Consider the following 13,561-nt stretch of genomic DNA (forward strand, 5'->3'; position numbering starts at 1 on the left):
ACAAATTTTCAACGTAAATTCTTATAAATTTGCATCTACGACAGCGCTAACCCCACAAACTCTATTTATGAAAAAAATTTTCAAAATTATAGGTATAACTTTACTTACTTTATTTGCTCTTTTACTTATTATTCCTTTTGCCTTTCAAGGCAAATTAAACGACATTATAAAACGTTACGCTAACGAAAGTGTTAATGCTAACGTAGAATTTAAAGATGCAAGCTTAAGTTTTATAAAAAGTTTTCCAAAGGCTCATATTAGTGTAGACGATTTACTAATTACTACTTTTAAACCTTTTGAAAACGAAACACTAGTATCGGCAAAACACATTGCTTTTACAATGGATGTAAAAGAACTCCTAAAAAAAGCGAGCGAAGATCCTTTGGCTGTAAAATCTATTGTTGTTGAAGAAGCACTTTTAACCATAAAAACCGATAAATTTGGTAATGCTAATTACGACATTGCAAAAGAAAACGAAAACCAAGTAGAAACAGATAGCAATAGTAGTTTTACTTTCGACATACAAGATTACAGCATAAACAATAGTGCCATTACCTATATAGATGAAGCTACGGCTATACAACTTTTTTTAACCGAATTAAATCATGAAGGACATGGTACATTTTCGGCAGAAACTTCAGAATTAAATACAAAGACCCAAACAAACGTAAGTTTTAGTTTAGATAGCACCATGTATTTAAACAATAACAGTATAAAACTTGATGCTATTATTGGTTTAGATTTAGCCAACAGTAAATATACGTTTAAAGACAACAAAGGTTACATTAACCAATTACCTATTGAGTTTGACGGTTTTGTGCAATTATTAGATGACGGACAAGATATTGACATCACTTTTGAAAATCCAGAATCGGACTTTAAAAACTTTTTAGCCTTAATACCTGAAACCTATTCAAAAAGCATTGAAAACGTTGAAACCACAGGAAATTTTAAGGTTAAAGCCATAATAAAAGGTAAAGTTACAGAAGAAACCATACCAACACTCGATATTAGTTTAACATCGAATAACGCCTCGTTTAAATATCCCAATTTACCTAAAGGAATTAATAATATTTACCTTAATACCGAAATAAAAAATACGACGGGAAATGTTGATGACACTTATGTAAACATAAATCAGTTAGATTTTAAAATAGATCAAGATGTATTCAAATCGGCGGCAACCTTAAAAAATATAACCAAAAATATGTTGGTAAACGCCAATATTAATGGTGTTTTAAACTTAGCCAACCTAACAAAAGCTTACCCAATAGAATTGGAAACAGCATTAACCGGTATTTTAAAAGCTAATTTAAATACCGCTTTCGATATGGAAGCTATTGAAACCAACGCCTATGCTAGAATTAAAAATAGTGGAACCGCTAGTTTAAGTGATTTTGTGTTTTCTTCTGAAGATTTAAATAATCCACTGCATATTACAAACGCGTCTTTAAGTTTAAAAGCTGATGATGTTACACTAAATAAGTTTGAAGCTAAAACTGGAGAAAGTGACATTAATGCCACAGGAGATATTAAAAACTTAATGGGCTTTTTACTTAGCGATAATACATTAAAAGGAGATTTTTATATAAAATCGAACACTTTTAAAGTGAATGATTTTATGACCACTGAAGCCGAAGTTGAAACACCGGAAAACAAAGAACCTACAACAAGTGAAGCTTTAAAAATCCCTGCGTTTTTAGAGTGTATTATTCACGCCAACGCCAACACCGTAGTTTACGATAATTTAAATTTAAAAAACCTAAGCGGAACCGTTTATATAAAAGATCAACAAGCCACACTCGAAAACTTAAAATCATCCATTTTCGATGGTAGTTTAACAGTTTCCGGAGATGTATCAACAAAAAACGAAACGCCAACCTTTAATTTAAAACTGGGTGCCGATGGTTTCGATATTGCACAATCGTTTAAAGATTTAGAGTTACTACAAAGCATTGCTCCAATTGCAAATTTCTTTCAAGGTAAACTAAATACAACCTTAAGTTTTTCGGGCGATTTAGATAACGAGCTTGCACCAAACCTAAGTACAATTTCGGGTAATGCGCTTGCCGAACTTTTAACTACAAACATTGAAGAAAAAAATAGTACCTTGTTAACTAAGCTAGATGGCGCTTTAAACTTTATTGACTTTAGTAAAATCGATTTAAAAGATTTAAAAACAAGTTTAAGTTTTGCCGATGGAAAAGTAAGCGTAAAACCTTTCGATATAAAATACAACGACATTAACATTAGTGTTTCTGGAGCTCATGGTTTCGACCAAAGTTTAGAATACAGTGCTATTTTAGATGTGCCAGCAAAATACTTAGGAAGCGAAGTAAACCAGTTAATTGGTAAAATAAATACCGAAGAAGCTAACAACATTACCATTCCTGTTACTGCCAATATTGGTGGTAGTTTAACTAGTCCGAGTGTAAAAACCGATTTAACAAGTGGTGTAAAAAACCTTACCGCTCAACTTATTGAAATTGAGAAACAAAAATTACTAGACCAAGGAAAAAGTAAAGTTAAAGACATGCTTGGAGGTTTAATAGGAAGTAATAATACAAAAACCGATTCCATAAAAAGCGAGCAAAAAAGTACGGTTACAAATGTGCTACAAGATATAGTTTCGAGCAAATCGACAACAAGAGACTCAACACAAAACAATTCTACAAAAGAAACAGTAAAAAACGTATTGGGTGGTTTATTTAGCAAAACCAAAAAAACGGATGAGTAAAAATTCTTAAAATCATTAAAAAAACTTAAAAATCAGTTAATTTTTAATCAATTTTGCACTAATTTTAAACAAAAATGGTTAAAAATTAGGTTTATTAGATTATTTCTCTATGTTATAGATTAGAACTTTTTTAAAAAATGCATCTGTAATATATGAGACAATTAAAAATCACAAAACAAGTAACAAACCGTGAGTCTAAATCGCTAGACAAATATTTACAAGACATTAGCAAAATTTCGATGATTACTGCCGATGAAGAAGTAGAATTAGCACAGCGAATAAAAAAAGGCGACCAAAAAGCCTTAGACAAGCTAACAACAGCAAATTTACGTTTTGTGGTTTCGGTGGCTAAACAATACCAAAATCAAGGTTTAACACTACCCGATTTAATAAACGAAGGCAATGCTGGCTTGGTAAAAGCAGCCAAACGATTTGATGAAACAAGAGGTTTTAAATTTATTTCTTATGCCGTTTGGTGGATTCGTCAAGCAATTTTACAAGCTTTAGCCGAACAATCTCGAATAGTTCGCTTACCTTTGAACAAAATTGGCTCGATTAACAAAATAAAAAAGGCGTATTCTTTTTTAGAACAAGAATACCAGCGTGAGCCAAATGCGCAAGAAATAGCCAACGAACTCGACTTAACAATTAACGATGTTAAGCAATCGATGAAGGTTTCTGGCAGACACGTATCGATGGATGCGCCATTTAAAGAAGGAGAAACCTCAAATTTATATGATGTCGTGTCATCATCAGAGTCGCCTAAACCAGATGCTGGTTTATTAAAAGATTCTTTAAACACCGAAGTAAATCGGGCTTTAAGCATGTTATCAGACAAAGAGGCCGAAGTTATTCGATATTATTATGGCATAAGCCAAAAACACCCAATGAGCTTGCAAGAAATTGGGGATGCTTTTGGTTTAACCCGTGAACGTGTAAGGCAAATAAAAGAAAAAGCTATTCGTAGGCTTAGGCATAATTCTAAAAGTAAAGTATTAAAAACCTATTTAGGATAACCCTAAATTCAATTAAATAATTAATAATTAAAACAACTATATGTTAAAAATCATTTTAAAAGAAGGAGAAAGCATAGAACGTGCTTTAAAGCGTTATAAACGCAAACACCGTAATGTAAAAGTAATGCAAAATTTACGCGAGAACCAGTATTTTACAAAACCATCTGTAGAGCGTCGTCGTGAAATTCAAAAAGCATCGTATATCCAAGGTATCAGAGATCAAGAAGACATATAAATTCTTCAAAAATCCTCATAATAAAAAACTGGGTGGCACCAAAATACATTTAATTTATTTCGGTTACACTCAGTTATGTTCTAATTACGGGTTGTAGGTTGTAGGCTTACTAATTTACAATTAAATCGATCACCAAACCTTCATTACTTCTTACGTTAAAAACGGTTTCGTCTTCAAAAATTAAATATTGTCCTTTTATTCCTGAAAGTACACCAGTATAAGTTTGGCTTTTTACCAAGTTTAAACTTTTTGGTTTTGTTGGGTATTTTACCACTGGAAAATTTAAATTCGTTTCGGTATTGCTTTCAATAAAATACGCTTTAGCTTCATCTGGAATATAGCCTTTTAATTTTTCGCGCCATTCTACTAAATTTTCGTCTACAATTTCGTTTTTTAGCATGGTTCGCCAATTGGTTTTATCGCTAACGTAATCTTTTAAAGCCACCTCGGTAATACCAGCCAAATAACGATTAGGCACCTCAACAATTTCAATGGCTTCATGCGCACCTTGATCTATCCAACGCGTAGGTACTTGGCTTTTTCTAGTTACACCAACTTTTACATTACTAGAGTTTGCTAAATACACAATATGTGGTTGTAGTTGCACTTTTTTCTCGTATTCTAAATCGCGATCTTCTTTACCTAAATGTGCCGTACTTAATTCTGGACGCATAATCCAATCGGCTGCCTGAGGAATATCGAAAAAACAACTTTTGCAAAACCCTTGTCGGTAAATAGGTTTATTTAAACCGCAGCTTAAGCATTGGTATTTAACAAACTGCAAGGTTATACTTTTATTTAACAACTGGTTCATGTTTATAAAGTCGTTTTCGAACACCAAATAATAATTAATTGGCTCTAAAAACTCCGTTTCCATTTTTGTTAACACGCCTTGGTAAGTCATAAAAAAAAATCTTATTTTTAAAATCTTAAATATAATCTAAATATGCCAATAACCATAGTAAATTCAATTGCTTCATGGATTTTGAAAAAGCGCATTCATCAAATTGAGCTATTTTTAAAATACCCTAACGAGGTTCAAAATGAACTGTTATTCAATCTTTTAGATTTTGCAAAACATACCGAATTAGGTAAAAAATACGATTTTGCATCAATTAAAAGCTACAAAACATTTACCGAGCGTGTTCCTATTCAAAATTACGACGACTGGCAAGATATTATACAACGCGCAAGACAAGGCGAAAACAACTTATTTTGGCCGACGCCTATTAAATGGTTTGCCAAATCGAGCGGCACAACACGCTCTAAAAGTAAATTTATACCAGTAAGCGAGGAGTCTCTAGAAGACTGCCACTATGCCGCTAGTAAAGATTTACTGTGTATGTATTTAAACAATAATGAAGATGCCCAGTTATTTAAAGGAAAAAGTTTACGTTTAGGCGGAAGTAAACAATTATACAAAGAAAGAGGCACTTCGTTTGGGGACTTATCCGCTATATTAATTGACAATATGCCTTTTTGGGCAGAGTTTAGCAGTACGCCAAGCAATAAGGTATCACTAATGAGCGATTGGGAACATAAAATGCAAGCCATTGTAAATGAAACTATAAACGAAAATGTTACCAGTTTAGCAGGTGTACCATCCTGGATGCTTGTTTTACTAAATAACGTATTAGAAACAACGGGAAAAAATAATTTATTTGATGTGTGGCCAAATTTGGAAGTTTATTTTCACGGCGGCGTAAGTTTTACGCCTTACAGAGATCAATACAAAAAAATATTACCAAAAACCGGGTTTCGTTATTACGAAATTTACAATGCTTCTGAAGGCTTTTTTGCCATACAAGATAGAAATAATTCCGATGAACTATTACTCATGTTAGATTATGGTGTTTTTTACGAATTTATTCCCATGGAAGTATATGCCACACCCCAAGAATATGCTATTCCTCTTAGTAACGTAGAACTCGGTAAAAATTATGCTATAATTATAACAACTAATGCTGGTTTATGGCGCTATAAAATTGGGGATACGGTTAGGTTTACCTCTTTAAACCCGTATCGCATTAAAATTTCTGGCAGAACCAAACATCATATTAATGTTTTTGGAGAAGAACTAATTATTGAAAATGCCGAAAATGCTATTAAGCAAGTATGTGCAGAAACACATTGTGACATTAAAGACTTTACAGCTGCACCTATTTTCATGAAAGACAAAGAAAAAGGTGCTCACGAATGGTTAATTGAATTTAAAACTCCACCAAGCGACATTAATAATTTTATTAAATTATTTGACGACGCATTAAAATCATTAAACTCTGATTATGAAGCTAAACGATTTAACAATATAACTTTAAACGAACCAAAAATTAATATTGCACGCGAAAACTTGTTTTATGACTGGTTAAAACAAAACAATAAATTGGGAGGACAACATAAAATTCCACGCCTCTCGAATTCTAGAAATTATTTAGAAGAACTGCTAAAACTAAACGGTTAAATAATTAATTTCTAAAACCACAGGTTATAAATCGGTAGGAAACTTAGGCGGCACTATAAATACTGTTTATGACGAAGTAGCCTATTTTTTAGGAAACAAAAACAAAGGCTATTTATCGTCCAACCGACAAAATGGACGCGGAAGTTATGATATTTATACCGCAGTAAATAATGAAGTAATTCAAAGTATTGAAGGTAAAGTAATAGATTTAAACACTCAAATAAAATTAACTAATACTGCCGTTATTTTAAAGAATGAAGATGGTGAAGAAATTAAAAGGATAACCACTGGTGAAGATGCTAAATTTAGCTTTAAAGGTAGCCCTTGAAAGATATAATTTAAGCTCCCAAAAAGATGGCTTTAAAGATGCTACTATCACTTTTAATGCTTATAAAGGAGTTGAAACAGCATATTATAAAAACTTAGAATTACATACTCAAAACCTGTTATTGCTAAGGTAAATGACGAATTACCTATTGTTTTAGAGAACATTTGTATCGATTTTAATAAATATAGCGTAAAAAAAAGTCTACAATTTCGTTGAATAAAGTGGTAAAAGTTTTAAAAGAACACCCTACAATAAAGTTAGCCATTAACGCTCTCACCGACCATAAAGGTAGAGATTCTTATAACTTAAAATTATCTTACAAACGTGCTGCTTCCACCGTAAATTTTTTGGTAAAAATTGTATTGATAAAAACAGATTACAATCAAAAGGTTATGGATAATCTAAACCATTGGTAAACTGTAAAAATAATTGTACCGATGAAGATTTACAAGCTAACAGACGTATTGAGTTATAATTGTAGAGGAATAGAAAAAATACAATTACAACAACTAAATAAGGAAGGTTTATAAAAAACCACAATATTTTAATATCGTGGTTTTTTTAATACTATTAAACATTTATGAAACTGCTTTTAACTTTTTCATAGTTGTTTTCGTTAGTTTTTCTTCGGCATAGGCCTTAGTTACATTTAATTTTTTCTCGTTACTGCTTGGTAATTCAAACATAGCATCGGTTAAAATTTCTTCACACAGCGAACGCAACCCTCTAGCTCCTAATTTATATTCAATAGCTTTATCAACAATAAATTCTAAAGCACCATCAGTGATACTAAAATCGACATCATCCATATCAAACAACTTACTATATTGTTTTATTAAAGCATTTTTAGGTTCTGTAAGAATTGCTCTTAAAGTTTTTGCATCTAAGGGGTCCATGTAGGTAAGCACTGGTAAACGACCAATTATTTCTGGTATTAAACCGAAATCTTTTAAATCCTTCGGAATAATGTATTGAAGTAAATGGTTTTGATCTACAATATCATCAGACATTGAAGCACTGTAACCTACTGCTTGCATGTTTAGACGTTTAGAAATAACACGTTCTATACCATCAAAGGCTCCTCCAGCAATAAATAAGATATTTTCGGTATTTACTTCAATAAACTTTTGGTCTGGGTGCTTTCGACCTCCTTTTGGAGGTACATTTACAACAGTTCCTTCTAATAATTTTAATAAAGCTTGTTGTACACCTTCGCCTGAAACATCTCTAGTAATAGAAGGGTTATCGCTTTTACGAGCAATTTTATCAATTTCATCAATAAAAACAATTCCTTTTTCTGCTTTTTCTAAGTTATAATCGGCAGCTTGTAGCAATCTCGTTAAAATACTTTCAACATCCTCTCCTACATAACCAGCCTCAGTTAATACTGTTGCATCTACGATAGCTAAAGGTACATTTAACATTCTAGCAATTGTTTTTGCCATTAATGTTTTACCAGTACCTGTTTGACCAACCATAATAATATTGCTCTTTTGTATGTCAATATCATCTTTAGTCGGCGTTTGTAATAAACGCTTATAATGATTATAAACAGCAACAGACATTACTTTCTTAGTAACATCTTGTCCTATAATATATTCATCTAGAAATGCTTTTATTTGTTGCGGTTTTCGCAATTTTAACTCTGCAGATAAATCGCCGCCATCGCTTTGCTTCGACTCTTCTAGAACGATACCATGAGCTTGCTCTATACATCTATCACAAATGTGGGCATCTAAACCTGCAATTAATAAGTTTGTTTCTGGCTTTTTACGACCGCAAAATGAACATTCTAATTCTTCCTTTGCCATTAAATCTCTTCTAATTATTACTGTAAATCACTGTAAATCAATACTAAATTTACAAATTTTTATTCTAATTACGGGCTAAAATTTCATCAATCATACCGTATTCTTTAGCTTTATCGGCTTTCATCCAGTAATCTCTGTCACTGTCTTCGTATATTTTGTCGTAATCTTGCCCTGAATGCTTACTTATAATTTTATAAAGCTCTTCTTTAAGGGTTAAAATTTCTTTAGCTGTAATTTCTATATCACTAGCTTGCCCTTGTGCACCGCCAAGTGGTTGGTGAATCATAACACGAGAATGTGTTAAACCACTACGCTTGCCTTTGGCTCCTGCACAAAGTAAAACAGCTCCCATTGATGCTGCCATACCTGTACAAATAGTTGCCACGTCTGGTTTAATAAACTGCATGGTATCGTAAATACCTAAGCCTGCATATACACTACCTCCTGGAGAGTTAATGTAAATTTGAATATCTTTATTAGCATCGGTACTTTCTAAAAACAACAATTGCGCCTGTACAATATTTGCAACTTGATCGTTAATTCCTGTGCCTAAAAATATAATTCTGTCCATCATTAAACGCGAAAACACATCGAATACGGCAATATTCATTTGGCGCTCTTCAATAATGTTTGGGGTTAAATTAGTAGGATACATGCTACTTATAATTTTGTTGTAGTATGTACTGCTTATGCCTTGGTCTTTTATCGCGAATTTTTCAAATTCTTTTGCGTAATCCATATTTTAATTTGGAATTTATGTTATAAAGATTTGATATACAATAAACTATAAACAAATCGTAATAGGTTTTTAATAAAAAAGCGCTTAAACCAACAAGATTTAAGCGCTTAAAGATAAGCATTTAATTTTTTAATTACTTGTCGCCATACACTTCTTTAACAAAGTTTTCGTAACTTAATTCTTTAACTTTAAGATTCGCTTTTTCTTTGTAAACCTCTAATAAACGTTGGCTAATAATTTGTTCTGATATTCTTCGTGCTTCATCTTGGTTAGATAATACACGAGCTGCAATATCGTCTAATTCTTTATCTGATGGATTCATTTGACCAAATTGGGCCATTTGTCCTTTAATCATATTACGAGCATGATCTTTAATATCATCCATAGTAATTTTAATATCGTTAGCTTCAATTAATTTACCTTCAATTAATTGGTAACGCAAGCTTTTTTCAGACTTTTCGTACTCTTCTTTAGCTTCTTCTGCATTCATTTCTTTTTCACCTGCAGTTTGCATCCATTTTGTTAAAAATTCTGCTGGTAAATCGAATTTTGTGTTTTCAACTAAATATTCAGTTACGTCGTTTAATAACTTTTGGTCTGCTTGCTGCACAAATTGCTTTTCAGCGTCTTCCTTAATCTTGTCTTTAAGCTCTGTTACAGATTTCACGGTTCCTTCACCAAAAAGTTTATCGAATAACTCTTGATCTAAATCAGCAAGTTCACGCTTGTTTATTTCGTTAATAGTAAAGTTTACTTCAATATCTAAACCATGTACATCGTCGTGACTTAATTTTAAAGCGTGCATTAATTCATGCTCATCGCTATAAAGGCCCTTCGTTTTTAATGTAATTACATCGCCAACTTTAGCTCCTATAAATTGTTTTTCGGTAGCTTTGCCTTTAAACTTATCTAACGTTAAAGTTACTTTATTATCTATTTCTTTTTCTTCGTTCGTATAGGTTCCAGTAATTTCACTGTCTTTTTCAACAGAATCTTGCGAAATTAATTTACCGTATTGCTTTTGAATACGCTCTACTTGCTCGTCAATCATTTTATCGTCGGCAACAATATTGTATTGCGTAATCGCTTTTTTACTTTTTAATTCTACGTCGAATTCTGGAGCTAATCCTAATTCAAATTCAAACGAAAATTTATCCGAATCCCAATCAATATCATCTTGAGGTTTTGGTAATGGTTGGCCAAGTACGTCTAATTTTTCTTCGGTTAAATATTTATTTAAAGCATCTTGTAAAAGCTTATTAACCTCATCAACCAAAACGGCTTTTCCGTATTGTTTCTTCACCATTCCCATTGGCACATGCCCTTTTCTAAAACCAGGAATGTTAGCTGTTTTTCTGTAATCTGTTAAGATTTTTTCTACTTTATCGCTGTAATCTTCTTTTGCGATATCTACTTTTACTACAGCATTTAATGCATCAACGTTTTCTCTTGTAATATTCATTGTAACTCTATATACCTTAAAAGGTGTTTAACAATTTAATTTGGCTTTGCAACCTTATTTATTAAATTTTCGCTTTCGCGGAAACAACTTTAACCTAAATTAAAATTGGGATGCAAAAGTAAGCTATTTTTACATCCCAACAAAGTTTTTAATCGGTTGATTTATAGACTACTTTTTATCGTCTTTTAGTGTAGATTGCACTATAGATTGCAAAAACGACAATAATAAACTAAATAAAATAGCTGTCCAGATACTACTTACCGAAAATCCTGCTATTAAATTATCTGCAAGCAAAATAATTATTGCATTTATTACCAAAAGAAATAACCCTAAAGTTACAATGGTTATTGGCAAGGTAAAGATGACTAAAATTGGCTTTACAATTAAGTTTAAAATTGAAATAACTACAGCTACAATTATTGCTGTAACGTAACTATTTACGTAAACGCCACTTAACAAATGAGCTAAGGCAAATACAATTATAGCGTTTAAAAGAAGTCTGATTATTAATTTCATAAGGATTGTTTTATTAAATGTAACAAAACTTAGCTTAAGAAGCTCATAACAGATTCATAAAACTCTTTTGGGTTTTCGGCATGTAACCAATGTCCTGCATTGGAAATAGTTACAATTTTAGCTTTTTTAAAATGACTTTTAATAATACTTTCGTCTCCAACCCCTATGTATTCCGATCGGTCTCCACGCAAAAACAAAGTGCCTTTACTAAATGTTTGTTGTGTTGGTAAAGCTTCACCAACTTCTCCTACTTCATTTTTTAATACTTCTAAATTTATACGAAGCCCTAACTTATCTTTAGTAACGCGGCAAACGTTTTTTAGTAAAAATTGTCTGGTACCAAAATCATCAACATATTCACTTAACATTTTGTCGGCTTCTCCTCTACTTTTAATGGCATCAAAATTTATAGCACTTAATCCGTTTAAAATGCCATCGTGATGCACCGGATAAAAACGTGGAGAAATATCGGCAACAATTAATTTAGAAACATATTCTGGATATAATGTAGAAAACATCATAGCTGTTTTACCTCCCATAGAGTGCCCTAACAAAACAATATCTTTAAAGTTGTTATGGTCGCAATAGTTTTTTAAATCTTCGGCTAATACTTCGTAGTTAAATGTTTCGCTCCAAAAACTACGTCCATGATTTCGTTGGTCTATTAAATGCACTTGATAACCTTGCTCGCTAAATTGCTTACCTAAAGTTTTCCAGTTATCACTCATACCTAAAAAACCATGCAAAATTATAAAGGGTTTACCTTCGCCTAAAATATTTGAATAAAGCTTTTCCATTATTTTAATTTATGTAAATACATTTGTATAACATTTTCTGCACCTAAATATAAACTTTCAGCTATCAAGGCATGACCTATAGAAACCTCTAACAACCCTGGAATATTTTCTTTAAAATACTTGATGTTATCTAGAGATAAATCGTGTCCTGCGTTTAAACCTAAACCTAATTCTCCTGCAAGTTTTGCGCTTTCGGCATAAGGTTTTATTGCATCTTTATTTCCTAAACTATATTGGTGCGCAAAAGCTTCAGTATAGAGTTCTATTCTATCTGTTCCTGTAGCTTTAGCTCCTTCTATTTGTTCTAAAACAGGATCTACAAATATGGATGTTCTAATATCGTTTTGCTTAAATTCTTTTATAACATCAATTAAAAAATCTTTATGCTTTATGGTATCCCAACCAGAATTACTTGTAATAGCATCAACCGCATCTGGTACTAAAGTAACCTGTGTAGGTTTTACTTCTAAAACCAATTTCATAAACGATTCTACTGGGTTTCCTTCAATGTTATACTCTGTATAAACTTCTGGTTTTAAATCTCGAGCATCTTGGTAACGAATATGGCGCTCGTCTGGCCTAGGGTGTATGGTTATGCCTTCTGCCCCAAAACGCTGCGCATCTTTGGCAAACTGCACTACATTTGGCACATCGCCACCTCTGGAGTTTCTTAATGTGGCTATCTTGTTAATATTTACACTTAAATTAGTCATAAATCTATTTTTATTAAACAAAAATACAAAGTAGAACAGGCTTACATAGTATTTTTTTGATTAATTTGCGGGTAAATTAATGGCTTATGAATCTTTCAGAATTTATAATTAACGACGTTAAACCTTTAGAAACGCTAAATAAAATAAGCGATTTACAGCTTCTTTTTAATCAATTAACATTTTCTCATATCCCAGTTAAAAACGAAAATAATAATTATGTGGGGTGTTTTTCTGAAACAGATGCACATTGTTTTGAAGCCGCAAAGAACTTAAAAGAATACACCTATGCGCTTGAAGATTTTTTTGTTCGAGATACAACCTTATGGTTAGATGTACTAGAGGCCTTTGCAAGAAATGAAACCAATATAATGCCAGTACTAGATGCAAAAAACAACTACTTAGGCTATTACGAGTTAACCGATTTTGTAAGTCTTTTTGCAGAGTCGCCCTTTTTAATTGAACCTGGCGGAATTTTAGTTGTAGAAAAAGGACTTAACGATTATTCTTTTAGTGAAATTAGCCAAATTGTTGAATCGAACAACGGAAAACTTCTAGGTGCTTTTATATCTAAAAACAATAGTGATTTAACGCAAATTACACTTAAAGTTGGTAACACTAGTTTAAATGATATTATACAAACCTTTAGAAGATATAGCTACAACATTATTTCTAACCACGAAGAAGACAGCTTTGTTGCCAACTTAAAAGAACGAAGCGATTATTTAAACCGATATTTAAACATTTAA

At 32.1% G+C, this 13,561-nt stretch carries 14 protein-coding genes; 7 read left to right on the plus strand and 7 right to left on the minus strand.

Going from position 1 to position 13,561, the window contains the following annotated elements; translation table 11 throughout:
- Positions 1 to 67: 67 nt before the first annotated feature.
- The 3 genes from PW52_RS10320 to rpsU all read left to right on the plus strand — a co-directional run bounded on the left by PW52_RS10320 (position 68) and on the right by rpsU (position 3,988).
- Positions 68 to 2,737, plus strand: a complete 2,670-nt coding sequence (locus PW52_RS10320) for an AsmA-like C-terminal region-containing protein (protein ID WP_044632861.1) — start codon at positions 68 to 70, stop codon at positions 2,735 to 2,737.
- Between the two features lie 152 nt (positions 2,738 to 2,889).
- Entirely contained in the window at positions 2,890 to 3,753 is an 864-nt protein-coding gene (locus tag PW52_RS10325; RefSeq protein WP_044632862.1) for a sigma-70 family RNA polymerase sigma factor, read from the plus strand.
- Positions 3,754 to 3,793: 40 nt separating this feature from the next.
- A complete protein-coding gene (rpsU, locus tag PW52_RS10330; protein ID WP_044632863.1) occupies positions 3,794 to 3,988 on the plus strand; it encodes a 30S ribosomal protein S21 in 195 nt (64 codons plus the stop codon).
- A gap of 109 nt (positions 3,989 to 4,097) precedes the next feature.
- Here rpsU and PW52_RS10335 read toward each other — a convergent pair whose 3' ends face one another.
- Complete coding sequence (locus tag PW52_RS10335) at positions 4,098 to 4,892, minus strand: DUF2797 domain-containing protein (RefSeq protein WP_044632864.1); 795 nt, start codon at positions 4,890 to 4,892, stop codon at positions 4,098 to 4,100.
- A gap of 42 nt (positions 4,893 to 4,934) precedes the next feature.
- Between PW52_RS10335 and PW52_RS10340 the strand changes: the two genes are divergently transcribed.
- From PW52_RS10340 to PW52_RS10345, 3 genes are all read left to right on the plus strand, one after another.
- The gene (locus PW52_RS10340) at positions 4,935 to 6,449 is read left to right on the plus strand and encodes a GH3 auxin-responsive promoter family protein (protein WP_044632865.1); all 1,515 of its coding nucleotides are present in this window, start codon (positions 4,935 to 4,937) and stop codon (positions 6,447 to 6,449) included.
- 296 nt (positions 6,450 to 6,745) lie between these two features.
- Positions 6,746 to 6,910, plus strand: a complete 165-nt coding sequence (locus PW52_RS17545) for a hypothetical protein (RefSeq protein WP_165586772.1) — start codon at positions 6,746 to 6,748, stop codon at positions 6,908 to 6,910.
- 73 nt (positions 6,911 to 6,983) lie between these two features.
- Positions 6,984 to 7,193: an OmpA family protein gene (locus PW52_RS10345; protein WP_082050892.1), complete on the plus strand. Its 210-nt coding sequence runs from the start codon at positions 6,984 to 6,986 to the stop codon at positions 7,191 to 7,193.
- A gap of 162 nt (positions 7,194 to 7,355) precedes the next feature.
- On the opposite strand, the gene clpX is transcribed toward PW52_RS10345, so the two are convergent.
- The 6 genes from clpX to PW52_RS10375 all read right to left on the minus strand — a co-directional run bounded on the left by clpX (position 7,356) and on the right by PW52_RS10375 (position 12,815).
- On the minus strand, positions 7,356 to 8,588 hold the full coding sequence (gene clpX / locus PW52_RS10350; protein WP_044632867.1) for an ATP-dependent Clp protease ATP-binding subunit ClpX: 1,233 nt from the start codon (positions 8,586 to 8,588) through the stop codon (positions 7,356 to 7,358).
- A gap of 64 nt (positions 8,589 to 8,652) precedes the next feature.
- Complete coding sequence (gene clpP / locus PW52_RS10355) at positions 8,653 to 9,327, minus strand: ATP-dependent Clp endopeptidase proteolytic subunit ClpP (protein ID WP_044632868.1); 675 nt, start codon at positions 9,325 to 9,327, stop codon at positions 8,653 to 8,655.
- Between the two features lie 133 nt (positions 9,328 to 9,460).
- Positions 9,461 to 10,789, minus strand: coding sequence for a trigger factor (tig, locus tag PW52_RS10360; RefSeq protein WP_044632869.1), 1,329 nt, complete (start codon positions 10,787 to 10,789; stop codon positions 9,461 to 9,463).
- 168 nt (positions 10,790 to 10,957) lie between these two features.
- Complete coding sequence (locus PW52_RS10365) at positions 10,958 to 11,305, minus strand: phage holin family protein (protein WP_044632870.1); 348 nt, start codon at positions 11,303 to 11,305, stop codon at positions 10,958 to 10,960.
- Between the two features lie 29 nt (positions 11,306 to 11,334).
- A complete protein-coding gene (locus PW52_RS10370; protein WP_044632871.1) occupies positions 11,335 to 12,102 on the minus strand; it encodes an alpha/beta fold hydrolase in 768 nt (255 codons plus the stop codon).
- Positions 12,102 to 12,815, minus strand: coding sequence for a pyridoxine 5'-phosphate synthase (locus tag PW52_RS10375; RefSeq protein ID WP_044632872.1), 714 nt, complete (start codon positions 12,813 to 12,815; stop codon positions 12,102 to 12,104). Before PW52_RS10375 ends, PW52_RS10370 begins: the two co-directional genes overlap by 1 nt.
- Positions 12,816 to 12,901: 86 nt before the next feature.
- Here PW52_RS10375 and PW52_RS10380 point away from each other — a divergent pair, with 86 nt between their 5' ends.
- Entirely contained in the window at positions 12,902 to 13,561 is a 660-nt protein-coding gene (locus PW52_RS10380) for a CBS domain-containing protein (protein WP_044632873.1), read from the plus strand.

It is taken from the genome of Neotamlana sedimentorum, assembly GCF_000943565.1.
GTDB lineage: Bacteria > Bacteroidota > Bacteroidia > Flavobacteriales > Flavobacteriaceae > Neotamlana > Neotamlana sedimentorum.

Coding starts and splice junctions, on each gene's coding strand:
- PW52_RS10340 (WP_044632865.1), top strand. CDS start 4,935: ATGCCAATAACCATAGTAAATTCAATTGCTTCATGGATTTTGAAAAAG.
- PW52_RS10320 (WP_044632861.1), top strand. CDS start 68: ATGAAAAAAATTTTCAAAATTATAGGTATAACTTTACTTACTTTATTT.
- PW52_RS10380 (WP_044632873.1), top strand. CDS start 12,902: ATGAATCTTTCAGAATTTATAATTAACGACGTTAAACCTTTAGAAACG.
- rpsU (WP_044632863.1), top strand. CDS start 3,794: ATGTTAAAAATCATTTTAAAAGAAGGAGAAAGCATAGAACGTGCTTTA.
- PW52_RS10370 (WP_044632871.1), bottom strand. CDS start 12,102: ATGGAAAAGCTTTATTCAAATATTTTAGGCGAAGGTAAACCCTTTATA.
- PW52_RS10375 (WP_044632872.1), bottom strand. CDS start 12,815: ATGACTAATTTAAGTGTAAATATTAACAAGATAGCCACATTAAGAAAC.
- PW52_RS17545 (WP_165586772.1), top strand. CDS start 6,746: ATGCTAAATTTAGCTTTAAAGGTAGCCCTTGAAAGATATAATTTAAGC.
- PW52_RS10335 (WP_044632864.1), bottom strand. CDS start 4,892: ATGACTTACCAAGGCGTGTTAACAAAAATGGAAACGGAGTTTTTAGAG.
- PW52_RS10325 (WP_044632862.1), top strand. CDS start 2,890: ATGAGACAATTAAAAATCACAAAACAAGTAACAAACCGTGAGTCTAAA.
- clpP (WP_044632868.1), bottom strand. CDS start 9,327: ATGGATTACGCAAAAGAATTTGAAAAATTCGCGATAAAAGACCAAGGC.
- PW52_RS10365 (WP_044632870.1), bottom strand. CDS start 11,305: ATGAAATTAATAATCAGACTTCTTTTAAACGCTATAATTGTATTTGCC.
- tig (WP_044632869.1), bottom strand. CDS start 10,789: ATGAATATTACAAGAGAAAACGTTGATGCATTAAATGCTGTAGTAAAA.
- clpX (WP_044632867.1), bottom strand. CDS start 8,588: ATGGCAAAGGAAGAATTAGAATGTTCATTTTGCGGTCGTAAAAAGCCA.